Genomic DNA, 25,293 nt, shown 5'->3' with positions numbered 1-25,293 from the left:
ACCGTGCGTGAACCTCTCAATTCACACGGCTCCTAGCGAACCGACTTTTGGTATTACCCCAAATGACCAGTGAGCCCAAAGATTGGGTTCACGTTCGGCTATTTGAGATAGGTATTTCCAAGCATTTGCTCGTATGCTAAGTCGCCTGTACTTTTTGCGTGCCCATCTAATCAAATAGATATTGATACGTCGGAGGAGTTGGCCTAATCTGGATTTGTAGAAGCGTCCATAGTAGTTGATCCAGCCTAAGATCACCGGGTTGTAAAGCCTGGCGAGTTCGGCTATGGTTTGGCCTGTTTGGAGGTGAATACGAAACCGCCTAAGTTCTCTGCCCATTTCTTCTACCGCTTTATCTGAAGCCGCTGGCAGGAAGTTGTTAAACTGCTGCTTGAACTTATTGCGGGCGTAGCGTGGTGCAAAGGTAAACATACTTATCAAGTTTCGTAAGCAAGAGCCATTTTGGAATCAGATTCGCGGAGTAGCGGATGTGGAGACGCAAACACACATGTATTGAGAAGTCGCTCTACCAAGGACATTTCAAAGTGCCTTCGGTTGAATCGGTATGCGAATTCCTCGAGGTAAAGTTGCTTATGTTCCTCACGTCCGTGGTATGTTCCGTCGATAAATTTCTTGCAGTTCCCTATCAGGATGTTGAGCCATTTGAATGTTACATGTGCTTGTTCGTCTTTGGATAGAGTGATCGAATGCGCTAGTCCAAGGTCTCGAGCACATACCCCGTAACTTGGGTTACCATCACTTATCAGCTTGGTATCGGAATCTAAACGTCTCACAAAAACATCTTTGAATGATTTAGCAGTGGTATCTTTGATTACTTCCATGAAGCAATGAGTAGGAGCACCATTGCTAATCGACACTCCAATTAGGACATTGGTTTGTTTTGTTCCCTTTCCTCTTCTGCCTTCGCCATGGCTCTCACCACCTAAAAAGAACTCATCTACCTGGACGTTTCCTCCAAGTTTATATAAACCATTTCGGTCAGCCATTGCTTTTCGTAGCTTATTTAGCATCAACCAGCCAGTCGAATAAGATACTTGAACGAATTTAGCAATGGTAGTAGCCGAAAGACCACGCTTGTCGTTGGACAATAGATAGATAGCGGAGAACCACTTGGATAAAGAGATATGGCTTCGATGGAAGATGGTTCCGGAGGTAACGCTAGTTTGACGGTGACAAGATTTACATTGAAAAAGTGGAGCTCGAGATGCTGCATTTCTTCGATGGTTTGGCCTGATTAAGGTAAACTGGTCAGAGTCACACTTTGGGCATCTAAATCCCTCTTTCCACCGCAATTTGATCAAATGATCTTCACATGCTTCCTCTGAAGCGAAGCGTACCATAAAGCCTGAGATATCCACCATGCCTCCTTAATCGAACATCTGTTCTACTAAAGATTAGCTCCAATCTGGTCTCGGTGGAGGCGAAACTTACGAAACTTGATAAGTATGAAGGTAAATCCTAGAAAGTCAAAGCGTATTTGTTCGAACTCTCCTTTACGGTTGGAGTCCTTACAATAGACGATTTTGGTCTTTTGTGGATGTAACTCCAACTTGACCTGCGTCATTCTCTGACCTATAGCCTCTAGGATCTCTTCGGCTCGTTTCTTTGTTTTCACATGTACCAAAAGGTCATCCGCGTATCGTTCAAACGGGGCATCCGGGAAGTTCTTTACCATCCATTTGTCAAAAGCGTAATGTAAGAACAGATTCGCCAAAATCGGAGAAATCACCCCGCCTTGGGGTAATCCTTGCTCTCGATCTATTAGTTGTCCATCTTTGTTTTGCATTGGAGCTTTCAACCAACGTTTGATGTAGAGAATTATCCATGGCTCTGATACGTGCATAGAGACAGCTTTTAGCAGCAGTTCATGATCTATTGTGTCGAAGAAGGCCTTGATATCTAGATCAATGACCCAATCGTACTTCCAACATCTCTTGCGTGCTTTTTCAATGGCATCATGGGCTGAGCGATTCGGCCTGTAACCATAGGAGTCTTCGTGGAAGACCTCTTCCAATCTTGGCTCTATGTAGGCTTTAGCTACCCCTTGGGCGATGCGATCTTTGACGGTTGGAATACCTAGGATTCTTTTACCGCCATCTGACTTGTCTATCTCGACATATCTAGTTGCCGCTGGAAAATAACTTCCAGAAGCCATTCGATTCCAGAGTTGGTAGAGATTGTTCTTTAGATCCATCTCAAAGACTGAGATGGACTGCTTATCAATCCCTGGTGCTCCTCGATTGGCTTTTGCCTCTTTGTATGCTTTAAGTACGACGTACTTGTCGATATCAAAAGCTTTTTCTTGTCGTGGTCTTGTCATTTGATCCCTCCCCCTCAACTTTTACCTTGAGAAGTTGTTCATTTGCCAATTACAACTAGATCTGCTGTTTACTCCATCCCCTTGGCTCCATCCTCATTACAAGGACTTCGTAGCTACTACGGGATGGTCCGCCCCCAATCCATAGGCATTTGGTACTTTCCCTCTTGTTGATCTGCAACTTGTAGGTTTTTCCTCATCTTTGGGCTTAGCCCATGTGGGCTTAGCCAAGAACGTCTAGGACTGGGTTCTCATGTTCCACATAAACGCCTGATGTTAAGCTCACGCCACCTACACGCCGGATGCCCAAGGAGCACTAATTGGGTTAGTCTCCAAGTTGTCCCGAAAGTTCGACGTCCCTCGGTTTCGACATCATCCATACCAATTTCGAACGCTTCGTCAGTGGTTTGTTTTCACTCGTCTTCTTAACTCATACCTGAAAGAGTCATTGCTCTAACTTTTCCGTACCGCTTTGGACAACAGTCTTTAGCTAATGCCCCGTACGGTGGTTTGGAATCTCCTCCCAAAAGGCGATCCCGGAGGGCCTACCTCCATCATCTATGTAGCATTGCAGTGTGATTGTTATCAGCTTCTACATGATTTACAACCTCTTTCATTCATGACGCACGCCGAAAGTAGGGCTAGTGGCTTTTGGGGTCCATCTCTGGCGATTATTGCCACAGCTATAGTGTATGAACTCTTAGCTTTAGCCATTTGACTTGCGATAGGATGACGGAACGACCCCATATACCCCTAGAGGCAAGGGCTCTATTAACTCTTATACCCATGCCGCGGTTAGTTTTTTTAAATAGATTTTCCAGCTTAGATGAGCTCTAATTCAATTCGTAGATGCGAGCGAAATGTTATTTGTGATAGAACAGTTTGATCCTACCAAAACCTTGGATTTGACTGTAGAGTTCCCTCAAAGATACGCTAGGCGGATTTGTCAATGGTGCAAGAAGGAGGCTTGATTTCTTGATCTTATCCGGTTGGGGAGGATCGGTTTTATCAAGGTCATTTCTTGGTGTTTCGTTACGAGATAACTACATTCGATCCCTATTTCGAAGGGTGCGTATGAAATTGTATCTAGGCGACTAGCTGGGATGATACATTAAAGTAGTACTAACTTGCATTTGCACTTTTCGTGTTTTTAGATGTGTAGCCGCTTTCATATGCGATCGAAAGGATGATTGTTTGAATCCCAATTTGAAGCAGGATAGTTCTCTAGAGCGACACTTTGAGATGGCCGAAGCAACGGTTGATGAGTTGGTTCGTATTGTAAATTCCATCAGCGCTCGGGGGAAAAAGGCTAAGAAGGCCTCTCAAACTGGTTCAGTTCGAGATTACATCCTTGCTGTGACTGAATTGAAAACATTGGTTGAGGGGATTGGCTCGGTGGTGGATGAACTTAGTTCCCTTGCTGAAGTAGATGTCTCAAAGATAATGGAGTCGGGCTCTTACAAGGAGGAACTATTTTCTCTTTGCGAGGAGGAAGATATAAGGATTATTGAATCCGATGGAAAATTCCTCTCCTATCCGACAATAATCTCGCTTTCTCCCTCAGATGCAACAGTGATCATTGAAAAGAAGAAACAGCGGGGGATTCGCCCTAGTTTTTTGGTTGCTCAATTGAAAAGCCTCTCAAAGCGCCAATTTGGATTAAAGCCAGAAACATTTATTGAGATGATCGCAACTGCCTATGACCTAGTAGTTGCCGAAAAGGAGCTCCCAGCAGGTACAGTTGTCAAACTTGTGGATCTCTATAGAGTTTTGACGATTCTTCCAGCTGCTAAGAGTTACACGAAATCGGAGTTTGTGCGAGATATCTATCTGCTCGATCAAAGTGGAATTGATACCACCAGAGGTGGCCGTGTCTTGAAGTTGCCAGCAAGTGCAATGACTCGAAGTTCCGGCACGATGGAGACAGTTGCTAAAGGTGGTCAGATCAAGCTATACGCAGGAATCTCCTTCGAGGTGACGCAATGATAGATAGCGATAAGTATCTCGAGTTTTTCTCCCAAGAATATCTAACGAGCTATATACCCAGGGGAGGTACTACGACAAAGTTTGTCTTACCACCTTCCGGTGAAGAGGCTAACTTCGTTGATGCTATCTGTTCGCAAGCACAGTCGAGTGGACATTTAGTGGCACGAATTGATTCAGCGACCTCCAAGGTGCAGATGATCGAGCAGATTTTTTTTGGTATCGCAAGGCAGATCGATTGGCAAAAGCTAGCAAATAGCTTTACCAGAATTGCAGCCCATAGTGCAGGATATCCAGTTCCCAACGACGATCAGGATCTTTCTCTAGCGATGTTGGCTTTTTCTTATGGGGCTGATGAACGTGAAGTTAAACGCGATATCAATATCGTTCTTCAGCAAAGGATCTTCAAAGATTACTCTATGGTTGGAGAGTTTCGCATAGCAATGATGCGACTTTGCCAGTACGAACTCAAGAGCGGACAGGTTACAGAACTAGAGCGTGATTCAATAATTGCTTGGCTGGAGGGATCCCTAAGGCAGATCTCTCTATTGAAGAGTGCTCTAATCTTTCGTAAGATCTCTCGTTCGAATGCGAGGGCAATGCTCTTTTCTCTCTCTCGATGGATAGTGGCGAATGGCTATGAGGGATTTCTATTGACGCTCGATATCCGTCAATTTCAGAAATTGAGAAAAGAACCAGACATTGAGTCGCCCGGAATAATTTATAGTCGCAATGCAGTAATGGATGCCTATGAATCATTACGCCAACTCATCGACAATGCGGACGAATTTTCTAATTTTGCCACGATCGTCGTTATCTCACCAGAGTTTTTGAGTGACGACTCGCGAGGCCTGTCAGCCTATCAAGCCCTTAAGCTGCGGATTTATGACGAGGTGAGAGATAAAAACCGTGACAACCCATACTCTTCTCTTATTTCTCTCTCCTCTTCAACCGCGGAGGAGCTCTCCCAAGATCTCTTAGATGGTAACTTGGCAACTTTGAAGGAGGTGTCGCATTGAACGTGGATCAAGAGAGCTTAGAAGATGTACGACAGATCGCCCGGCGAGCGATAGAGGCACTTCGATCTGGAGTTCCTAATGGCGAGAGTGTCAAGGCACTTGGAACAACGCAGCGTTCGATTGTGGATCGATTTGAAGGTTTGCTTACCGAGACCTCCGATGCTACCAGCGATCGATCTTCCCTTGGCATGGTCATCAAGGGTGGTTTTGGATCAGGAAAGAGTCACCTGCTTGAATATCTAGGCGAAGTCGCATTGGCCAAACGTTTTGTGGTCTCAAAGATTGTCATCTCCAAAGAGACTCCGCTTCACAATCCTACTGCAATGTTTCGCGCGGCGATAGCTTCAGCTAAAGTACCAGAACGATCTGGATCGGCTATCGATGAGATTGCAGCTGCATTGAAATTTGATTCACCTCGATATGCCGCGCTCTATTCTTGGCTCCATCAGCCCGAGTGTAAGCTAGACCAGCGCCTTAGTGCGTCACTGCGGCTATTTGAGAGCTTTCAGGGTGATGAGGAGTTTGCCGAGAAGCTTACTCAGTTTTGGGCCGGAGAGCCCTTTTCTATAGCAGAGATGAGAAAACGCCTTCGCGAAGCTGGTTGGTTGGGAGGTTATTCTCTTCGTTCCACCAAGGCAATGGATCTCTCCTTGGATAGATTTGCATTTGTATCCCGCTTGATTCATGCGGCGGGTTTTTCTGGATGGGTGCTTTTGATCGACGAAGTTGAATTGATCGGACGTTACTCCCTGATGCAACGGGCAAAGTCCTATGCGGAGATTCGTCGCTGGGTGGAGGGTTCGAAAAAGTACCCACCTTCGCCAATTATCTCGGTTCTAACCAGTGTGGACGACTTTGAAGGAGAAGTCCTAATCGGTAAGGGTGACTATAACAAGATTCCCCAACGCTTAGGTGCTAAAGACCGGTTAGAGGAGGCAATGCTTTCAATCGACGCTATAGCTGGGATGAAGATATTGGGCAGTCGTCAATCAGAGCTTCAGTCTCCAAATGATAATGAATTGAACGCAACCTATGAGGCAATTCGAAGAATTCACGGCGCTGCCTATAACTGGGACCCACCACATGTGGGTGGGCTAGAGAGGTTGGGCTCAAATAGAATGCGTCAGTATGTGCGAGCGTGGATCAATGAGTGGGATTTGATCCGTCTTGACCCTACCTTCATACCGCAGACTACCGTAACCAAGGTTGAGATTGACTATGGGGAAGACGGTGATTTGACACAATTGTTCGATTTGCTTGAGAGCACTTAGCTAGAGTCTTTCCCCGTGTGCTGCAAATGAAAGAAGTCGTAAACCCAATACCAGCTGATAGCACTCACACTGAAACGTCCGACAATTGATGGGTTTGGGCTCTTCGAGATTGTTTTTTTTTGGGGGGCAGCTCCAACTCCTATGGTAAATATGACATGAGGTATGAGCTATAGGGCGGCTTTCGAAGCGGCGCGAAAGACGTGATTAAACGATTGAGTTAGGTCAGATACTCTTTCAGTTCTGAGTCGGAGAGACGAGTGGTAGCTGACCATCTTTATCAAGAATAACAACCATCTTGATTCCCCTAGGATAGATGTCTGAACCGAGGGATCTCAACTCCTTCGAAAACTTTTCAGTCGGGAGTAATAGGTGTGCTCTGTGGTTCTTTAGGGCCATTGATATTTGCATCGAACGATCTTCAACTTGTGATTTTAAGGCAAAGATCATTACAAGGCCAAGATATCCATTTTTGCACTTTTATGGGCTATCTTTTTCAGTGATAACTACGTTGATTCTAGGCTCGATAGAGACTGAATTTACGCAATACGATAGCCCTCTAAAGCGAATCTAATATGGCGATGATCAAAACGAAACGCTCGGCACATCTCTGAAGTCCACTATTGCACCCATGGGCTTGAACTGCTGTTAGAACTGCGGTGATTCTTCATAATCGGTTTTGCACCTTCGCTTGCCGTAGTTCCGAAATACAGAGAGAATGCACCCGTCATCAAATGAAGGAAATTATCAGGATTGCCTATTCCGTTAACTCCTAAAAAGCCAAGAAGATTGAAGAGTCCGAGTAAGGTCAAAGTGCCAAAGACAATACCTAGGATGATATTGACCCGTTTTGACCATTCAAATCTAATTGATGCAACTAACCATACGATGCCAACAACTAGATGAATTATGCAATGCAAGGGATTCATGCCAAAGATGATGAACGTTCCATGGGGCAAAAGCGGAAAGCTCTGAACTCCTACGAAAGCCAATCCCCCAATGCCAATTATGAGGTATAACAGACCAACACCCACAGCGAAAATTTGGGAGGTAGAGCCGCTTATCTCTTTAAAAATCTCTTTCATTTTCAATCCCTCTCTTCAACAATGCTAGATAGAGTTACTTCGGACGGTGATTTGCTGTTATCGGGGCGAAATCGGCTGCGAGAACTATTCGATCGTGGCGTAGCTACCTTTGTATTTAGAAACTTTGCCTCGAAGTCATCACCAGTCTGTGGAGGTGCAAAATGAAATCCTTGACCAAAGATACAGCCGAGATCTAGCAAGGTTTTTACCTGGAAGGCCTCTTCTATTCCTTCAACAACGAGCTTCAACCCCAGAGCTCGACCCAATTGAACTATCGCCTTGAGGGTGATCGATGCATCACCGTTTGCTAAACGATCTGTAAATGATTTATCGATCTTAAGCACGTCAATAGGCAACTCTTCCAAAAAACTAAGCGAAGAATATCCAGTGCCGAAGTCGTCAATTGCAATTCGAATCCCCAGTGCTTTAATCTGATTGATCTTGCCGATGAGGGTCTTGGGGTTGTCCATGAATACCGATTCGGTTATCTCAAGAATCAATAACTTGGGGTCTAGATTGCTTTCGCTCAACACGCTAGCAATGGCCTCCACGACATCTTTCTCGTGTAATTCCACCACTGAAAGATTGACATTCAGTGATAGTTTTTCACCGGATCGTTGTCTATTCCATTTCGCAACTTGATAGGCTGCTTTTTTCAGGACGACTCGATCTATGTCGACGATAGCATGACTCTCTTCGGCGATAGGTATAAATGCCCCTGGCGCAATTAGCCCTCGCTGGGGGTGAAGCCAACGCACCAAAGCCTCCACGCCTGCGGTAAGGTTAGTTGTCATATCAATCACGGGCTGATACATTACTACAAACTCATCACGATCAATCGCTCCTTGAATATCGCCTTTTAGTGTCAGACGATCGCGAACTGAGGCATGCATCGAGGGGTCGAAAAGGGAAAATGATGCTTTCCCGCCTCTTTTGGCTACGTACATGGCGACGTCGGCATCTCGCAGGAGGTCCTCGACCGTGTTCTCCCGGCTAGTTGCTCGTGCTCCACCTATGCTCGCGCGGATATTCACCTCTCCGGTCGAAAGCAAGAATGGATGCGAGAACTCATCGATAATGTTGCGAGCAATCTGTTCTAAATCATCGCTTTGCTTCAAAAGCACACCAAATTCGTCTCCCGCTAAATGAGCTAGCGTCCTGTGCTTTCCAATGCATTGAGAGACTCGATCGGCCACGCCAACCAGCAACTGATCCCCCACCTCGCGCCCAAAAGAATCGTTGATAGTCTTAAAATCATCAAGGTCGATAAATAATATCGCCGGCATCAATCCTGATTCGTTGCGAATCTCTACTTTGAGTCGCTCGTTGAGTAAGATTCGATTAGGTAAACCGGTGAGTGGATCGTACAGGGTATTTCGTATGAGCTGCTCTTCAAGCGCCTTTTTTTCGGTAATATCGCGACCGTTAATAACAATGCCCCCAATTTCTGGCAAATCAAGGTAATTTGAGATGAACGCGGAGATATGTCGATAAGAACCGTCCCCATGGAGCATCTGAAAGACAACTTCTGCCGTTGAACCCTCCACCGATAGATCAAGGTAGCTCAGTAAACGCAGACAATCATCGGCATGCACGAATGTAAGAAAATCATATCCAAGGGCATCATCTTCAATATGGCCAAAGTTTTTTATCCAGGATGGTGCGACAAATTTTATGGTTGAACGTGCGTCTAAAACAATCAGAAGATCCGAGGACTGATTGATTAAAGTTCGATAACGAGTCTGAGCGGCCTCTCGCTCTAGACTCGCTCGCATCGCACCTGCAATCTTCGTGTTTGTAATTTTAAAGAAGAGCATCAATGCAAGTATTGACGCAAGGACGGTAAAAACAAGGGTCTCCGAGTCGGCTGTTAACTTTAAGCTGGCTGCCACTGCTTCTTGTTGCTTTATTGCTCGGGAAATTGCATTTCGAAGAATTTTTAAGTCATGATTGGATTTCGTGGTAATAACCGATTGAGCGAGAGAGGTATTTTTTCTCCCAAGCAGCGTCATAAGTTTCATATTCGCAAGGTGAAGTGCTCGCGCCTCTAAAAGAACCTTGCTATTCATAAAATTGTCCTTCGTAAGCTGGGCAAGATCGAAGCTCCATTGACCATCGATTGAGCGAAATGTCCTTTGGGCTGAGGTCGAAAGTGAACCCGACGAAGTTGCACCGAAAAGCAATGAATTCTCTTGCTCGGAGAGTGCCCAGAGATAATAGGCCTTTGACACCTTGGAGTTGGAGGCAGAAACGTTGGAATAGAGGGCGATGACACTTATCGCCATGCCAATTGCAAGGTTGATGACCAAAAATATAGATACGAACTTTTTCGCATTTTCACGAACTTTTTCGCGATTTGACTTGGGTCGAACCATAACAGTATGCTTCGACCCAACCAAAGACGCCCTTGACCTAGTTAATTAAAAGGGGAGTGCAGCGCCACCATCGTTAGTTGGGTGTGTGGCGTTCGATAAAGCGACATTTGGTACGGTGATTCCTATTATTGGTTTAGGTGACTTATTGATTTAGACGATATCGAGTACTTTATTCGCGGATTAATTTATTAAAAGGTCAGCTCCAAGGTCTTTAAATATGCAATGCCCCGGTCTTGCTAGAAACTTAAGGCCTGACTCCATCAGCTTTCACTTGGGCAATAGCGAGGGCCATTCGATCTGAAAACTCATGTTTCTGTTTGCCATAATTTGGGATTTCACCCTTGGTGTTTTTTGCCATACCGAAAACGCTTCTACGGTATGCGATTACGCGCCATTGCGTCGTTGGGTTTTCAATACTGACGGGCCATAAGCCAGACAGTAGCCCTCCGTCGAGGACATTCGTAATCTGGCAGGTAACTCCCCTTTCACAAGCCATAAGCGAAAAATAATCCTGATAGAGAGTCACCCCTATATCAGAATTCTCGACATAGCCAATGCAATCGGTATCGACCAGACCTGGGATGAATTTGGAACCGGGAGCAGTCTGTCGATCCTTACAGTCGATCCTTACAGTCGATCCTTACAGTCGATCCTTACAGTCGATCCTTACAGTCGATCGTATTCTTGGCTCCATCAGCCTGAGTGCAAGCTAGACCAGCGCCTTAGTGCGTCACTGCGGCTATTTGAGAGTTTTCAGGGTGACGAAGAGTTTGCCGAGAAGCTCACTCATTTTTGGGCCGGAGAGCCCTTTTTATAGCAGAGATGAGAAAAGGCCTTCGTGAAGCTGGTTGGTTGGGAGGTTATTCTCTCCGTTCCGCCAAGGCAATGGATCTCTCCTTGGATAGATTTGCATTCCGCTCCGGTGTGGTGAGTGTCAAGATAGTTGGCATCCCTGCTTGGTACAAGTGCATTGCCTGAGTATGACGAAATAGCTTGAATTTCCACATCTTTGGCGCACCCTGCTCGTAGGTTTCCCTGGCCTCATCAACATAACGACCTGCCAGGTCAATCGAAAATGAGTCGTAGCCATGGGCAATAAAATAAAAGCGCAGTTCTTCCCAGCCGTAGTTGTACTGCCACAGCGTTGACTTGCTGTGGTTAAGGAGAGCAATCGCTTTTCTCGTACAAACGATCAAATCCTCAAGTGAAAGCTGTTTCTCCATCTGGTTCTCCATAGCTCGAACCGGCGTTGTTGCCGGTGTCATAAGTATGGATGATGTTGTGATTTGGGTAAATGCACTTGGGGTTTGATCTTTTGGTTATCCCGAAGATTTATCTACCCTTGACACCCTGAATAGGACTTGTGCAATTAATTCGGGATAACTAAAACTTCGGGATAATCTTTTGGCCTGCGAACCCTGGTCGGAGCTATTAAAGTACCAAGATGGTTGGCAAATTCCTTGAAAGAATTATTTAGCTTCAGCGCAGTCTTAGGACCTTTGGCGGTAGTTACCGCTGCAGCCATATTGTCTGGGACTAATCGACCTACAACACCGCCAAAGAAGTAGAGAGCCCTTTCGGTTGCATCTATCACACAAGATACATCTTGATATCTGGTAGCCCAAATAAATGTCTTGCCTGAAAAGGCAAGAGTAGCAACAAAAATAGAGGCTTGGTAGTCGGGATCACTAGCACCTGGCGATGAGTAGATTCCCACCTTATCCCCAGCGAAGTCAATCAATAACTGATCCCCTGGTACATGCTCTAAGTGCATCGTGAGACTACGGTCTTTTTTGGCTTGACGGATAAATTCGCCAAATTGCGAATATCCATAGTGCTCATCGGGAAATTGCTCACAATACTCGTCAAAAAGTACTTTACGAGTTGGTGGATTCGGCTTGGCTAGCTCTGTGAGTATTGCATCCAAATTCGGCATTACCGCTCCATTGGATTTTGGACCCGGACTATTTGGATAGCAGATAGCAGAGAGTGCCTCATCGTCAAGGTCGCATGCCTCTTGGGTACTAACGCCTGCTTTGGCGAGCCTATCGAGATGTCGACTTACGCTTTGGTGTGAGATACCAAGCGATGTTGCTATCTCGCTATTGCTGTAACTACCCTTGGCTACAAGAGCCAATAAATTACGGATATCCTTCATATCCACCTTCCATTTCTTTGAACTCATTTATGATCATTCCTCCTTTGGCGTCCACATTTTTTAAGACGCCAAAGCAAGTTAATCAGATAAAGAATCAGGTGGTCCAAAGATTTCGGCGAGGTGGTCCAAAGATTTCGGCGAGGGAGTCCAAAGATAAACGAAGAGTCAGGCCGTGAGCTACATAGTTGACGACTCCGAATACTTGCCTAAATAAGAGCTACAAGCTAGACCATGGGTGTTGGTGGGTTTCTATTGTAATCTGATCAGGTTGTTTTCCCGTTTGAGCTAGGGTCAGCTGCCACTTCTAGGGCAGGGGTCTTTCGGAGGGTTTTCCTAGACGCGGTTGACAGGTTGAGCTTTTGCAGATTTTACCAAGGGCAACTAGTTTTATAGGTTATGCAGTTGCTAGAAAAGATCGATTCGATAACTTCTACGTGGGATAGCGTTGGTTTTGGAGGCTTTGTAATTGATGCGTTGGGTCCGGACCAGGCTCATTCCATAGAGTATTTCGGAGACGTTGGCGGTAGCTTTCGATTGGCGTCGCTGAGCAAGATGTTCTCTACTTACGCTTGGCTGGTTGCTCTTGAGGAAGGCTTGGCCTCTTCGTCTACCCACTTTGAGGGGTTGGATTTTACCATTGGCGACTTGCTAAGTCACCGAAGTGGGCTCCGGTTTGATAGTGGCGGTGTGGTTTCGGATGAAATTGTAGATTCGGTGCTATCGCAGGGACGTGCTTCTATCGCATTTGAGCGGCCGCTTGCATCGAGGCGTATCTATTCAAATATCGGCTTTGAGCTTCTGGCACGTATATTGACGTATCTATCGGGTTTTGGTTTTCAGGATTATGTTCATGAGGCAGTACTGGCACCCCTGTCGCTGAGCAATACTTCGATCTCCTCGTCGGTCTTTCCAAGTGCCGGTCGTTCGGGGGCTGCTGCTGGTTTTGTATCATCTGTGGTCGATCTCAGTTTATTTGCCTATGAAGTTATGAATCCAACTCTTGTGAGCCTAAGGAGTCGTGACTTTGCCTCTAGCGCTAGCCAACCAGGCCTTGGAGGAATCCTTCCTGGCTATGGTTATTTTGACGATAACTCCTGGGGCTATGGCTTTGAAGTCAAGGGTGAAAAGTCTCCCCATTGGAGTGGCTCGCTGACCTCGACCTCGACCTATGGTCATTTTGGTGCGAGTGGGACCTTTTTGTGGTGTGACCCGAGTCTATCGCTTTGTGTTGGACTGCTGACTGATCGGCCGTTTGATTCATTTGCGAAGGTGCAATGGCCAGCGCTATCCAAGGCGATCATTCAATCACTGCGATAGTAAGAGGTGCGGAAAAGAGCCTTTAGTCGCAGTGGTAACTAGGGCGTTTTTTGGATGACCTCTTCAATTTCCGGTAGCTGATCTAGTGTCTTTGATGATAGATCATATCTAATTGGGCGGAACTGCGATGCAAAGACAATAGATGGAACTATCGGGTTATGGAATTGATCTTAGTCCAGGTACCGGAAGCAAAAGAGTTATCTACTCCTTTGGAGGGTTGAACTATCAAAAGCTACATCGTGGCTTGTCGCTTAGATAAGCTACACTTCGAGATTGAATCCGAAAGACCTTCCTGGTGAAGTTGGAACTTCAACCGTTCTTAGGCGATGTGGCATTGATTTAGGCGGACAAAGTTTTCTTATTTTTTTATTCTAAGATAGCCAGAGTTGGCCCTTGGTGGCATATTGAATTTAGCGATAGCTATTTGTTTGGGCAGTTTTCGAAGAGCTGATTTCCTTAATCCAAAAGGTGACTCGTGAGTCAAATCGACGAGTCACCTTTTGTTTTATCTTGGGACTAGTTAGGCTGAAGTTGAGCAGATGCAAAAATCAACCTTTTACTCAACTGGGCTTAGTAAACTAAGCGATTCCTGTTATTGTTTTGATATCTTGGTGATCTTGTTTTAATGTAGCCCAATCGTTCTTTACGCTTTGCCACATCGAAAGTACTTGGCTATGGATCCCCGTTGGATTGGCGTTGAAGGCCGAGGGCGTCAGGGAGCCAAGTTCGGAATCAATGTTCGTTATGCTAGAAGTTATCGCTGTCACATTGGTCTGAATCTGGTTGTAGGCAGTGGTGTCTGTGGCGGAGTTCCCATTGTCGGTCACCACGGTTGATACGTTAGGTTCAATTGAAGTGATGAGGCTATTGATATAAGTGATTTTATCGGCGGTAACTGTGATGTTTACCACTGGAGCCACAACTACATAGACGCGAAGATCTGGAATCACTGCAGTGCGATCAGCTTTTAGTTCTGCCATTGTGGTGTCCGATTGCACTTTGGTCAGCGTCGCGTTGAGTGTGCCTAGATCTCCGGTTGAACTACTGCCGACTAAGGCGCTAAGCGTCGTACGATCTGTAGGAGTAAGTGTCGTTGAACTGGCAATCTTCGAACTGAGTCCTTCAAGCTTGGAAATGCGATCCTGAATCTGTGTTTCCAAGGCTGACTGAGCCGATGTGAAGTTTTGTGCACTATTGGTAGTTGGCGAAGGATTGATTGCTGAGCTGCTGCTTGTTGTTGTTCCCGCGCTAGAAGAGGTTGCGCTGGCTACTCCTGGCATGAACATAATTGTGCTCGTTGTCGCTAAGGTCGATAACAGAATTGCTATTTTAGGTCTCATTAATTTCCCGATCCTGAGTTGTTTATATCTGAATTCGCAGAGGTGATGTCGGCATTCAATTTTGCAAGTTGGGCGTCGATTGATTGGATATTATTTTGGAGGGTGCCCTGGGATGTACCCGCCAAGGTATTGTTTGTCGCTAAAGTGCTCGTTGGTGTTAGGCTTTGTGGTCGATTCGAAAGATTTGTCAGCGATATTGGATTTGTGGTTGGTTTTGGCTGATTGCCACTGTTTTGAGCGATTGCATTGTGGGTAACGATTGAAGTAGTAACTCCCGTTGTCTTTGCCGCCTGAGCCGAACCGGCCGGATTTAGGACCGCACTTGAAGTGCCGCATCCAGCTAGCACGCAACCCGTTAATACGCCAAAGGTCGCTAAAAATCTGATCGGTTTCTTTTTCATTCTTACTCCTTTCTTTTCCAGTGCTTTAGATCAGTGCTTTAGATTCTCGAGGGATTGTGTTATCGAATTGTGATGATTGGATCAATGAATGGTTAGGGATCCCTACATTGTTTGATTATCTTTGGGGCGCCGTTGTCGGAGTGCTTGTTTGGTGAATATTTTGGGTTATTTTTTGGATTCTGTCCTAGAGATTAATCTTGGGGAAAGCTACACGACCATGGACCCTAGTTTTTGATGTTGTGGTTTGGAATGAGGCTATCGGGCCCCAGGTCAAAGACCGCTGGCTCTCGTCTCTCTTTACGTGATTGAATTTTGATGATATTTATATCAAGATAGATGGTAGATATGGATAGTAATTGATGCCTTCGCGCTCATTGTGATGGTGCGAATTTGGTCCCTGGGGTAAATTAAAATATCTAGATCCAAACCTTTAGCATATCTTATTTATTTTTTTTCGAGTTAATATTTGATCTTCGCTTGCCTAGCAGATCTTTTTCTATCGTCGTATGATCTTTGATTCAACTAGGATTTACCGAGTGAGTGTTCATATACGAAGTGCAGTAATTATTTCTCGTGTGCCTGAGGATGTTTTTTCATCAATCCGTGACGTGAGGACGCATACAAAATGGATGGTAGATGCCGAGCGAATCGAGATAACTTCCATCGCTCAGGAGGGCGTCGGCCTTGAGTTTGTCTGTCACACTCGCCTTGGTCCCCTAAGAACCAAGGACACTATGTTGGTGACGCAATGGCAAGATGGTAGCTTGATTGAGATTTCACATGGAGGAAGAGTCAAAGGCTTGGGCAGATTTGAACTTCGCGACTACGGCATAGGGAAGACACTTTTTACCTGGAATGAATATCTCACTCTTCCCAATTACTTAAGTTGGTTTGGATTGCAATGGGTGATGAAGCCGCTTTTACGGATCGTTTTTCAGAAAGATCTAGATAATCTCAAGCGAATTTTAGAGAGCTAATAATTCTAAATGAGTGTCAACATTTGGACCATGTAGGTTTGATTTGACCACGTAGTTATAATGAGAGCATTTGGATATGAACAGAAATGTAGCTTGAAATTGTCGGTTTCTATTGATATTATGATTCGCAATATGATAGGATATTAGCTTAAATCTTGTAGTTTTATAGTTGCTCATGCATATTTAAATAAACTGGTTTGCTTGTCAACTAGCCATGATTGTTAGGGCATGGAGGCTTTTTGATCGGGTTTTTCTTTAGCTGTCTTTGCATGGATATTCTATCTTTGGTCAATTGGTTTCGGGTTAATCCTTATCTTCATCTCGGAACTCTTCATCTCGGAACTCTTCATCTCGGAACTCTTCATCTCGGAACTCTTCATCTCGGAACTCTTCATCTCGGAACAGAGAGAATTTGTCTGCTTGGCTTTTGCTAGTGATGGATCCCCATTCTACGGTATAAAGAGAAAGTGATTTTTGGATTGGTCTGGTGAGCTTTATCATTTTGGTGGTACCAAGGTACCATCGGTCTGAAACTGAGCAGATGTGCCAACCGTTCCGGAACCCACTGTTGGCTTTAGGTCGGCTTCTTTTATTGCCGTTAGGTATTCGTACCGATGTGCAAGAATTCTTGAAAATCGTATTCTTGAAGATCGAAGTGCGGTGGTGCTTTTGCTAAACGGGTAACTTAGGGTTGTGGCATAAGCAAAGTCTTAGCCGAGTTATTTGTCCTAATCGGCGATCTTCTTCAGGAACAATGCTTGATTACTATTGGGTCAATCGGGAAGGTCTTTTGGAATGCATGTCAATTTCTTTATATTTACATTATGGATACAGGGCTCACATAGGTAGCGGATCAATTAATTAGGAGCCTTCAAGCACTAGCAGCTTGGAGTTTTCCAATCTCACTAGGGATAAAACTTACGAACTTGAGAAGGATGTACTGCTTTAATGCGCGAGGCGCAACTGAGCTATATGAGTCTACGCTTCATTTTTAGATGGTGTTTTTAAAGTGGTATTCTTGAAAATGTAAGAATCGCTCCCTTAGCGTGGGACTTATATGCGGGGAAAGCTATTGTTTTGCGTATGAGTAATTGATCCCCGCTCTGGACATTGCGATAACGCGAGCATTTATGTCAATGTAGATTGAACCCCGCGCTCGTTCTAGTCGATATTCTTTGTGGTGTTTCAACATAATGCTAAGGAAAGATTAGTTTTTTGAGCACGTTTTTGGGTTTGTGGGGAGTTTAGGCAAGTGAAGTTGTATCGAATTAATGTCCCGTCGAGATTGACTTCTCGTGTTTTAGCGCTTTTTGTGGGTAGAATCTTCTTTGTCGTGGCGCTGTTCGTCGGTGCCATGGGGATTGTCTATCCTCCTATGGGACAGAGACTGGTCTCTAGTAAGCTAAGTTCATCCCCTGTGTCAGTCGCTGGTGGCTACTCATTGGTCGCAAGCGACGGTGGAATCTTCACCTATGGAGACGCAGGCTTTTATGGTTCAGCTGGAGCCCTACCACTCAATAAGCCAATAGTTGGAATGGCATCTACTCCAGATGGAAAAGGCTATTGGTTGGTCGCAAGCGACGGTGGAATCTTCACCTATGGAGACGCAGGCTTTTATGGTTCAGCTGGAGCCCTACCACTCAATAAGCCAATAGTTGGAATGGCATCTACTCCAGATGGAAAAGGCTATTGGTTGGTCGCAAGCGACGGTGGAATCTTCACCTATGGAGACGCAGGCTTTTATGGTTCAGCTGGAGCCCTACCACTCAATAAGCCAATAGTTGGAATGGCATCTACTCCAGATGGAAAAGGCTATTGGTTGGTCGCAAGCGACGGTGGAATCTTCACCTATGGAGATGCTGGCTTTTACGGTTCAGCCGGAGCCCTACCACTAAATAAGCCAATAGTTGGAATGGCATCTACTCCAGATGGAAAAGGCTATTGGTTGGTCGCAAGCGACGGTGGAATCTTCACCTATGGAGATGCTGGCTTTTACGGTTCAGCCGGAGCCCTACCACTAAATAAGCCAATAGTTGGAATGGCATCTACTCCAGATGGAAAAGGCTATTGGTTGGTCGCAAGCGACGGTGGAATCTTCACCTATGGAGATGCAGGTTTCTATGGATCCGCTGGATCAATACCACTCAATAAGCCAATAGTTGGAATGATTGTTCCATCGAGTAGTGCGCCGTCGACTTCGGTAGGAGGTACTCCAACCACACCTCTTGGCAATTCCACATTAGCGGTAACCACGACTTCGATTTCTGGAGCGGTGGTTGGTTTGAACTATTCCTTTCAACTTGGTGCAAGTGGAGGAGTTGGTGGCTATACGTGGGGTGGTTCGGGTCTGCCGCCTGGGTTAGCACTTTCTTCTACTGGGGTTATTAGTGGAATACCACTTGCTTATGGGGTATTCACAATATCTCTTAGTGTTGTAGACGCCAGTGGTGTCTCTGCGTCATCTTCATTGCCGATGGTTGTTGGCAACAGGTCGACTAATTGGGCGGGTTATATTGCAAGTGGAAGTGGATTCACAGGGGTAAGCGCAACATTTAATGTTCCCGCCATTCCATCTGCATTGCCGGCCAATTGTAACCTAGGGACTCCAGGACAGGTTAGTCAAAATTGTGCTTCATCTGTTTGGGTTGGCGTTGATGGCTATCCTTCGTCTAATCAAAATTTGATTCAGGCTGGAATTGCCGAGCAACCGGTAGTAGGTAGCAATCAGGTTCAGCTCTATGCTTGGTGGGAAGTGCTACCAGCGTCCGCTACCCCGATCTCATCGATCAACGTTTCACCAGGTGATTCTGTTGCGGTTTCCATTTCTCAGGTGTCTGGTGGGCAATGGCAGATCAACGTTACGGATACTACAAATGGAGAGAGTTTTTCCACCGTATCTTCTTATAGCGGGCCTGCTAGTTCGGCCGAGTGGATCGTAGAGGCGCCTCAGATCAATGGTTCAGTTGCTACTTTGACACCCTTTAGCGATGTTAAGTTTGTGAATGCGAGTAGATCGACTTCGGCAACTTTGAATTCCTTGATTCCTTTTGATATGTATCAAGGTGGTTCGTTGGTTGCTTCGCCGGGGCCGATCTCCTCCTCTGGCTCGTTCACCGTTAGTTACTTCTAGCTGCTCTTATGCCCTTGGGCGGTTTCTTGCCGGGATATGCTATCGTCTGGGCAAGAAACCGCATCCCAAGGTGTTCTTGAAGAAGGTGCTATGTTGAGATTTGATAATACGTACATAGACCGAGAGGCACAAGTTTTGGGAAGTATTTGCTCCTTGTGCAAAACGTAGCACCTATGACGTAGCACCTATGACGTAGTGCCTATGACGTAGTGCCTTTGATTTACTCCTTGGATCTTGGTCCACCTGGATGACTAATGCTGGTGGTTGCGAGTTAGCTTTTGCTATCAATTGGTTCGAACTTTTGGAAGCTGAGATTGAAGAGTTGCATTTCAAATCAGAGAGTTAAACGATAATTGGAATTTGACTTTTCTTGCCAAACGTCCCTGTCCGAAGAAGAAGCCAGAGTTGATAGAGGTTATTTGGGACAAGAGAACCTTGGCCAAATGTTTGACTGAGAAGGTCTGATGTGGATTCCGATCACATTTACCTCAATTGCCTTGACTTTTTCTAACTCGATTTTTTCTAACTCGACTTTTTTATCTCGGCTCGGTGTTCAGAGTCGGGCTTCGTTTGTCAAGGCGACAACCGATAAGGGCTCTTTATCTTTTTTGAAGTGTCGATCCAAAGTGCTTACGGTCACATATAACCCGAGTGCTACCATAGCGCCAACTACGAATCCTAAGTTATCTTTTCCAATGGTGCCATTGCCAAATGGGCCACTAAAGACCGAAGAGTTGGTCAATGCTAATCCTGCGAATGTCCCTGTAATCCAAGATACGAACGAATTCCAACGACTGATGAAACCACTTTTTTGGATCATGGAGCCATTTTCGGCAATGATTCCGATTGCAAAGACGACGGCCCATGAGCTAATTGGCACAGCTAAGAGTTCCACCAGACTCACCAAGGTTGTAAGGATCGGTCCTGGTTTTGTTACAATCCAAGCTCCCAATGCGACGACTATAGCAGCATCAACGAACACGGTCTTGGTGCGCTTGGTCCGAATGCCAAGAGCCAGTAGGCTTAGGCCCGAAGAATAAAGGCCAAGGATCATTTGGGCTATCAATCCAGCAATAGCCAGTGTGATATATGGGCCAACCATCCAAGTTGGAAGTAAGACGCCAAGAGCGTGTATTGGATTTTCACTTCCAGCCAACGAAGGAATCGACTTGGCGAGCAGATAGCCAAAGATTATTAATATCGAAAATGGGATCCCAGCTCCCAGCGCTGTGTAAATCGTTACTTTAAACGAAGGTTCAGTTCGTCGAAGATATCGGGAATAGTCAGCGCTTGCATTTAGCCAAGAAATCCCTCCACTTGCTGCAATTATTGAGGCTGATGCCAAAACTGAGGTGAGTGGCGCGGGATGCGCTTGATTAGAGACGCCCAGGGCGGTTTTGTTACCGACTTCCAATATTAGTAAGACTGTAGCTGACCCGAAGATCCATGCAATGATCTTTTGAATAGTGACTATCGCTCTATGGCCTAGGCGACTGGCTAATAAGGAGATAATTGTTATGGCGGTGAGGATCAGAATGGATAATTCATTTTTGTGGCTAGAAGAGTGGCTACCAAGGAATGATTCGATGGCTTCGGTCGCAATGACTGCTGTAATTGTCTCCCAACCCAATAGGCTGAGCCAACTAGCGAAGGCGGGTCCTTTGTTGAATTTGTTGCCGAAGACTCTTACGGACAGGCCGAGCATGGGTTCGCCGTAACGTTTTCCCGAGATGCTCAGTAGACCAACTGGAATGAATGATCCAATTGACGCGATTATCGCGAGGATGATCGCTTGGAGGGGATCGAGTGCCATTGCGGCCATTATTGCCCCGTATACGACGGCAACGAGTCCGATGTTCGCAGCCATCCAAATCCAGATCAGATCTCGAGGTTTTGAGATTCGGTCATGGTCGTAGATAGCTCCAAGACCGTAGGTCTCGGGCTTCCATCTTTGGTTTGGAGTTGTCTTTGACAACTGCTGACTTTCTAGTGACGTCTTTACTCTCGAAAGAAGTGACACAGTTATACCCTTAAGGTTGACTACCGCTTCCAGGGGTAGTTTACGAAATCATCGAGGCCGGTCTCCTGGCTTGCGGATCAAACGTCACTGTTCGCCTTCCCGAGGAATTCTCAGTGGCATATTGAACATAGACTCTCCGTTTACAGTGGCGGGCCCGCCTAGGAGTTTCACCTAGTTCCCGATTCTCCCTCGGTCAAAGACCGATTTGGGCACCTCGTGACAACGTAGTAGAGACGATACCATTCACTAGGCGCTTGCGCAAATCTTTAAAGGCAGTAATTTGATCTATTGGGGACTTGAAGCTTTGGATAGTACGACTTTTTGGCGTTGACCCTGAAGATCTAATGTATCCAATTGACTATTTTGTCTTGGTCTGAGCGAAGGGCCTTATGTGGGTTTTGATATAAGCGATATCGGGGGTTTCACGGTTCCACCAAGGCGTGATTAGTACCACGGATTTATTGAGGCCGGGATTGGTGACATGCCAGCGCCTGTCTAACTCTTTTATCTAGACCTCAATGCAACGGGTAGATAGCTGAACTGAGGGAAGTTATTACTTTAGGCAACCTGATTGCGATGAAACCCACAGAGGCTTCGCAAGTTTGCATGGTAGTTAGTCAAAAGTAACAGACCTAGTAGTCCAATAGATTCCCCTTGAGCAGTCTTATGTCAGCGGTACTGTCGCCTATTTCTACGGTAGTGCTGGCGGGTCCCCACGGTTAAAGATTAGGTAGGTGACCTTCTTGTTTGGTCGCTAGATATTGGCAGAGCAATGTTTTACATCTTTGCCCTAGAGTTTTTCTTCTTTTAGTGCTGATCTAGTTTGGGGGAGGGAGTAGTGGATTATCCAGATAGTTGCAATGTCATTTTAACTCACCGCTTCTATCCCCCCACCTCAGTTGCCCGTCGACAAGTTGCCAGACGAGCCGACAAGCAGCCTCTCGCCTTAAGTCTTTTCCGTAGGTGGCAAGAAGGGCTGCTTTGATGCGATCTTGGTCCGCATGGACGGTACCGATCGAGACATTCATAGCTTTGGCTATTGCTTCAGGGCTTGCACCATCGTGAAATCGACGGAGAAGCTCAAGGTAACGCTTGCTAAGGTTCAGCCGATAACGGATCGTACGGCGCGACCACGTTGACCAAATTTGACTTGTTATGGCATCAAGCTCTTGGGTGGGAATGGCCCTGAGAACCTCGTCGCCTTTGGCGAAGAGTTCCTCAAGTAAGTGCTTCGAGCTTTGGGAGAGCTCAAAGTTGCCGGGAAGGGGCCGATCATTGATGTCGGAGAGGTGTCGTGCCGCTAGCGAGCGTGAAAGATGGCGTTGGCCACTGCTGATATCACCAACTGCAATGCCAAAGTCCCCCCAGTCTAAATTGTCTCGGTCTATAAAACCTAGTGCGCCAACGCCGATAACATCGCCCACCTCGTTGGCGCGAGCTACACTGGAAAGAGCTAGGATATTTCTACCTTGTGAAACCAGTTCAGCAACGCCGGCGGCTCCTTGAAGCGCGCGTCCTTCTCGACTTAAAACAAGGTCGCAGCAGACGATTTCGGCGGGATAGTCAACGGACTCTTCAATCCGAGAGATCTCAGCGACGACGCTTACTCCTAGACGTTCAAGCGCAACGCTCAGTCCGAGAGCGGCTGTTGCGTCGTTGTCGATCACGAGTGCACGTTTACCGACACAATCGTCCCTTAACTCTTGAGTGTGTTTAACTCTCGATTGTTGATTCATGCTTGCCATCTCAATTCCCATCGGCTTCCCAGATCAGGGTCGCTTTGCACGCTTATCTGCAAGTTCACCGAACGGGCATCGTTGACTAGTCTTATTGTGTGTGTGTGGAGACCACTTGGTGTGTCTTGGATCGAATCCCAATCCATGGCCCAAGAGGTGCATGTTGAGGCTCATTTGGTCGGATTCTACCGCTAGTTCACAGACGGTAGCTCCGCCGTCATGAACTGCGTTGCCAAGAAAACCCTCGAGCAGCCGCAGGGCGGTTTCTGTAATGGTCAGCGGTGGCTCTTGTATTATGAGTGGGACGACTTCAAGGCGTGCTCCTAGCTGAACGGCTTGGTCGCGTAGATCGGAGAGGCCTTCGACTATTCCGGAATGGGATCGGGCATCCCCAAGAACGCCAACGCGTGCACGGTCAGCGATTCTTCTGGCAAGCCGGCGATCTCCAGGCGCACTGGTTCCGTGTGCAAGTCTTTCACATAGACCTATGAGGTCCTCGTGGATCCAATGTTCTTGTTCGGCTCTTTCTGCCGCTCGTTCTGCTATGATCCGATCCGCTACAGCTTGGTCGAGCCGCGTGGCAAAGAGGCGTAACGCGGCGGCGACGAGTGATCCTGATATGAGCCAAAGGAGAAAACCCCCTTCGTCATTCCAGATAATTGCTCCTCTTCCTAAAGGCATTACGGCCCAAATTGCCCCTGCAATTGCGGTGATCGTTATTCCACGCCAGGACATTCCGGCACCAATTCCGGCAAGGCCAGCGATCATCATTACATATGGGGTAAAGCCATCGAGGCCATGCCTCCTTCCGAGTGGTCCTGCGCCAATGATGCTAAGTAGAGCCACGATGGCGATGATAGCTAAGTCAAAGGGGAGGATGATGCGTCCGCCGAGTTGTGCTCCCTTTCGCAAAAGTGAAATTTCACAACACCCGCCAAGAATTGCTACTGCGATTCCGCCGGCGACGAGATAGGGATGGGCGTATTGGCCAAAATAAGCAAGTAGACCAAAGATTGGGAAGCCAATCATAGCAATCCTTACTGCTATTAGAAGTCGCCTAAGCTAGATTTCAAGATCTTCGAGTGCTTCGCCTTCGTGGCTCGGGTTGAGAGTCAGTACCCGCTCAAGGCGAGAGAGAATGCCGGCGCTGGCTCGGCTTCCAGGTGTGGTCGACTCTATGGAGAGTGGTCGAAGAACTATTCTCGGTGGGTGCGTGGGCGTTGGAAAGTCATCACTGATCATGGCTTGATTGCCCCTATCGAGTAAGGAATTTTCCGACATTACACTCATAGTGCTAAGAATATTCTCGCTCGCATCTAAAGAACTATCGCAGATCTGCCAAAGATCATATGGCCCGGCATTGAATTGTTCGAAAACCTCACTCATATCGGTTTGCCTTTCTTGGCGACAGCTATCAACTACCTTAAAATATTGTGAAGGTGTAGTGCTTAATGCTTTGTGTTTATTTCAGCAGCTTCACTACCTAAATTGCACCCAAGTCGCTTTGAAGATGCCATAGGTAGGGTCGGGGCTATCTCTGCGTTACATCGGATCGGATATGACGAACCCAAGGGACACTACATTCACCATCGCTACACAAAGATGTTCGTTTGGCGTGAATTTGCTCGAGCTCAGATGGAGCGGGATGCGTGGCTTTGTCTTCAGGCTTAACTTTTGAGGCTATATCTTTAGCTAAGACGGTATGTAGATTGATCATGGCTTGGCTTCAAGGAGTGTATCTTTCTATTAAAACGGTCAGATTCAGGACCTATTGGTAACGCCGGTATTTGTCTATCACCTTGAGTCGATTTTATTACAGTTTCTCGAGTTGAAATGATGGCGGAGGTCAATGAGTTCGAGAGATGATGTTGGAATTGAAATTTTTGTATGGATTTTTCAAAACCATCAGCCATGACCTACCCAGGCCCTCCAGTAAGCCTTAAGCCTCTTTAAGATAAGCAAGATTTCCATCGCTAATCTTAGGGAGTAACCATTGAATAGATCCTATCAAAAATTTGAGTTGCGAGCATTGAATACGTGATGGAAAAGAATAATTCGTTTCGAGATGTCTATCAATAAAGAGGATCGAATTGTAGATCTGCTAGTCGAGCGTTACGTCGATGTAGCGCTTTGGCTATATTTGAAATGA

22 protein-coding genes and 1 riboswitch are annotated in these 25,293 nt (G+C 46.2%); of the genes, 7 read left to right on the top strand and 15 right to left on the bottom strand.

All coding sequences use genetic code 11. The features are described from left to right. Window positions 1–21: 21 nt before the first annotated feature. From ACIDITHRIX25_RS000000103325 to ltrA, 3 genes are read right to left on the bottom strand one after another with little or no spacing between them, the layout of a single operon-like run. The gene (locus ACIDITHRIX25_RS000000103325; protein WP_201733664.1) at window positions 22–429 is read right to left on the bottom strand and encodes a group II intron maturase-specific domain-containing protein; all 408 of its coding nucleotides are present in this window, start codon (window positions 427–429) and stop codon (window positions 22–24) included. A gap of 5 nt (window positions 430–434) precedes the next feature. Then, complete coding sequence (locus ACIDITHRIX25_RS000000103320; protein ID WP_052604138.1) at window positions 435–1,376, bottom strand: IS1595-like element ISAxf1 family transposase; 942 nt, start codon at window positions 1,374–1,376, stop codon at window positions 435–437. A 29-nt stretch (window positions 1,377–1,405) separates the two neighbouring features. Then, window positions 1,406–2,338, bottom strand: a complete 933-nt coding sequence (gene ltrA, locus ACIDITHRIX25_RS000000103315; RefSeq protein ID WP_201733663.1) for a group II intron reverse transcriptase/maturase — start codon at window positions 2,336–2,338, stop codon at window positions 1,406–1,408. A gap of 1,191 nt (window positions 2,339–3,529) precedes the next feature. On the opposite strand from ltrA, the gene ACIDITHRIX25_RS000000103310 reads away from it, so the two are divergent. The 3 genes from ACIDITHRIX25_RS000000103310 to ACIDITHRIX25_RS000000103300 are packed head-to-tail and all read left to right on the top strand — an operon-like array spanning window position 3,530 to window position 6,608. After that, window positions 3,530–4,321 carry a hypothetical protein gene (locus tag ACIDITHRIX25_RS000000103310; RefSeq protein WP_201733662.1) on the top strand — a complete coding sequence of 264 codons (792 nt, stop codon included), beginning with the start codon at window positions 3,530–3,532 and terminating at the stop codon, window positions 4,319–4,321. Further along, the gene (locus tag ACIDITHRIX25_RS000000103305) at window positions 4,318–5,337 is read left to right on the top strand and encodes a BREX system ATP-binding domain-containing protein (RefSeq protein WP_052605267.1); all 1,020 of its coding nucleotides are present in this window, start codon (window positions 4,318–4,320) and stop codon (window positions 5,335–5,337) included. Before ACIDITHRIX25_RS000000103310 ends, ACIDITHRIX25_RS000000103305 begins: the two co-directional genes overlap by 4 nt. A gap of 2 nt (window positions 5,338–5,339) precedes the next feature. Further along, window positions 5,340–6,608, top strand: coding sequence for a BREX system ATP-binding domain-containing protein (locus tag ACIDITHRIX25_RS000000103300; protein WP_249685846.1), 1,269 nt, complete (start codon window positions 5,340–5,342; stop codon window positions 6,606–6,608). A 234-nt stretch (window positions 6,609–6,842) separates the two neighbouring features. Here ACIDITHRIX25_RS000000103300 and ACIDITHRIX25_RS000000103295 read toward each other — a convergent pair whose 3' ends face one another. The 5 genes from ACIDITHRIX25_RS000000103295 to ACIDITHRIX25_RS000000103275 form a co-directional block, all read right to left on the bottom strand. Then, entirely contained in the window at window positions 6,843–7,055 is a 213-nt protein-coding gene (locus ACIDITHRIX25_RS000000103295; protein ID WP_213333500.1) for a hypothetical protein, read from the bottom strand. A 170-nt stretch (window positions 7,056–7,225) separates the two neighbouring features. Continuing rightward, the gene (locus ACIDITHRIX25_RS000000103290; RefSeq protein ID WP_201733659.1) at window positions 7,226–7,690 is read right to left on the bottom strand and encodes a DUF4383 domain-containing protein; all 465 of its coding nucleotides are present in this window, start codon (window positions 7,688–7,690) and stop codon (window positions 7,226–7,228) included. A gap of 2 nt (window positions 7,691–7,692) precedes the next feature. Next, window positions 7,693–10,065 carry a putative bifunctional diguanylate cyclase/phosphodiesterase gene (locus tag ACIDITHRIX25_RS000000103285; protein ID WP_201733658.1) on the bottom strand — a complete coding sequence of 791 codons (2,373 nt, stop codon included), beginning with the start codon at window positions 10,063–10,065 and terminating at the stop codon, window positions 7,693–7,695. Window positions 10,066–10,925: 860 nt separating this feature from the next. Next, complete coding sequence (locus ACIDITHRIX25_RS000000103280) at window positions 10,926–11,288, bottom strand: hypothetical protein (RefSeq protein ID WP_201733657.1); 363 nt, start codon at window positions 11,286–11,288, stop codon at window positions 10,926–10,928. 146 nt (window positions 11,289–11,434) lie between these two features. After that, window positions 11,435–12,250, bottom strand: a complete 816-nt coding sequence (locus ACIDITHRIX25_RS000000103275) for a winged helix-turn-helix transcriptional regulator (protein WP_201733656.1) — start codon at window positions 12,248–12,250, stop codon at window positions 11,435–11,437. A 369-nt stretch (window positions 12,251–12,619) separates the two neighbouring features. On the opposite strand from ACIDITHRIX25_RS000000103275, the gene ACIDITHRIX25_RS000000103270 reads away from it, so the two are divergent. Next, on the top strand, window positions 12,620–13,540 hold the full coding sequence (locus ACIDITHRIX25_RS000000103270; RefSeq protein WP_201733655.1) for a serine hydrolase domain-containing protein: 921 nt from the start codon (window positions 12,620–12,622) through the stop codon (window positions 13,538–13,540). Window positions 13,541–14,118: 578 nt separating this feature from the next. On the opposite strand, the gene ACIDITHRIX25_RS000000103265 is transcribed toward ACIDITHRIX25_RS000000103270, so the two are convergent. Then, the gene (locus ACIDITHRIX25_RS000000103265) at window positions 14,119–14,880 is read right to left on the bottom strand and encodes a hypothetical protein (RefSeq protein WP_052606948.1); all 762 of its coding nucleotides are present in this window, start codon (window positions 14,878–14,880) and stop codon (window positions 14,119–14,121) included. Further along, the gene (locus tag ACIDITHRIX25_RS000000103260; protein ID WP_052606949.1) at window positions 14,880–15,281 is read right to left on the bottom strand and encodes a hypothetical protein; all 402 of its coding nucleotides are present in this window, start codon (window positions 15,279–15,281) and stop codon (window positions 14,880–14,882) included. The genes ACIDITHRIX25_RS000000103265 and ACIDITHRIX25_RS000000103260 overlap by 1 nt, the downstream gene beginning before the upstream one ends. Before the next feature lie 536 nt (window positions 15,282–15,817). Between ACIDITHRIX25_RS000000103260 and ACIDITHRIX25_RS000000103255 the strand changes: the two genes are divergently transcribed. Continuing rightward, entirely contained in the window at window positions 15,818–16,258 is a 441-nt protein-coding gene (locus ACIDITHRIX25_RS000000103255) for an SRPBCC family protein (protein WP_052606950.1), read from the top strand. A gap of 303 nt (window positions 16,259–16,561) precedes the next feature. Here ACIDITHRIX25_RS000000103255 and ACIDITHRIX25_RS000000103250 read toward each other — a convergent pair whose 3' ends face one another. Then, window positions 16,562–16,759: a hypothetical protein gene (locus ACIDITHRIX25_RS000000103250; RefSeq protein WP_201733654.1), complete on the bottom strand. Its 198-nt coding sequence runs from the start codon at window positions 16,757–16,759 to the stop codon at window positions 16,562–16,564. A 751-nt stretch (window positions 16,760–17,510) separates the two neighbouring features. On the opposite strand from ACIDITHRIX25_RS000000103250, the gene ACIDITHRIX25_RS000000103245 reads away from it, so the two are divergent. Beyond that, window positions 17,511–19,388 carry a G1 family glutamic endopeptidase gene (locus tag ACIDITHRIX25_RS000000103245; RefSeq protein ID WP_201733653.1) on the top strand — a complete coding sequence of 626 codons (1,878 nt, stop codon included), beginning with the start codon at window positions 17,511–17,513 and terminating at the stop codon, window positions 19,386–19,388. A 553-nt stretch (window positions 19,389–19,941) separates the two neighbouring features. Here the strand turns inward: ACIDITHRIX25_RS000000103245 and ACIDITHRIX25_RS000000103240 are convergent. The 4 genes from ACIDITHRIX25_RS000000103240 to ACIDITHRIX25_RS000000103225 form a co-directional block, all read right to left on the bottom strand. Next, window positions 19,942–21,408, bottom strand: coding sequence for a purine-cytosine permease family protein (locus ACIDITHRIX25_RS000000103240; protein ID WP_201733652.1), 1,467 nt, complete (start codon window positions 21,406–21,408; stop codon window positions 19,942–19,944). Between the two features lie 38 nt (window positions 21,409–21,446). Continuing rightward, window positions 21,447–21,640, bottom strand: a riboswitch (cobalamin riboswitch). Between the two features lie 631 nt (window positions 21,641–22,271). Then, on the bottom strand, window positions 22,272–23,144 hold the full coding sequence (locus ACIDITHRIX25_RS000000103235; protein WP_213333499.1) for a hypothetical protein: 873 nt from the start codon (window positions 23,142–23,144) through the stop codon (window positions 22,272–22,274). Window positions 23,145–23,177: 33 nt separating this feature from the next. Next, complete coding sequence (locus ACIDITHRIX25_RS000000103230) at window positions 23,178–24,173, bottom strand: hypothetical protein (RefSeq protein WP_201733650.1); 996 nt, start codon at window positions 24,171–24,173, stop codon at window positions 23,178–23,180. 33 nt (window positions 24,174–24,206) lie between these two features. After that, window positions 24,207–24,530, bottom strand: coding sequence for a hypothetical protein (locus ACIDITHRIX25_RS000000103225; protein ID WP_201733649.1), 324 nt, complete (start codon window positions 24,528–24,530; stop codon window positions 24,207–24,209). Window positions 24,531–24,602: 72 nt separating this feature from the next. Here ACIDITHRIX25_RS000000103225 and ACIDITHRIX25_RS000000103220 point away from each other — a divergent pair, with 72 nt between their 5' ends. Beyond that, window positions 24,603–24,815, top strand: coding sequence for a hypothetical protein (locus ACIDITHRIX25_RS000000103220; RefSeq protein WP_201733648.1), 213 nt, complete (start codon window positions 24,603–24,605; stop codon window positions 24,813–24,815). The last annotated feature ends 478 nt before the right edge of the window (window positions 24,816–25,293 follow it).

It is taken from the genome of Acidithrix sp. C25 (genome assembly GCF_904848545.2).
Note: the sequence above shows the minus strand (reverse complement) of the source record. Positions and strands in the feature narration are given on the sequence as shown.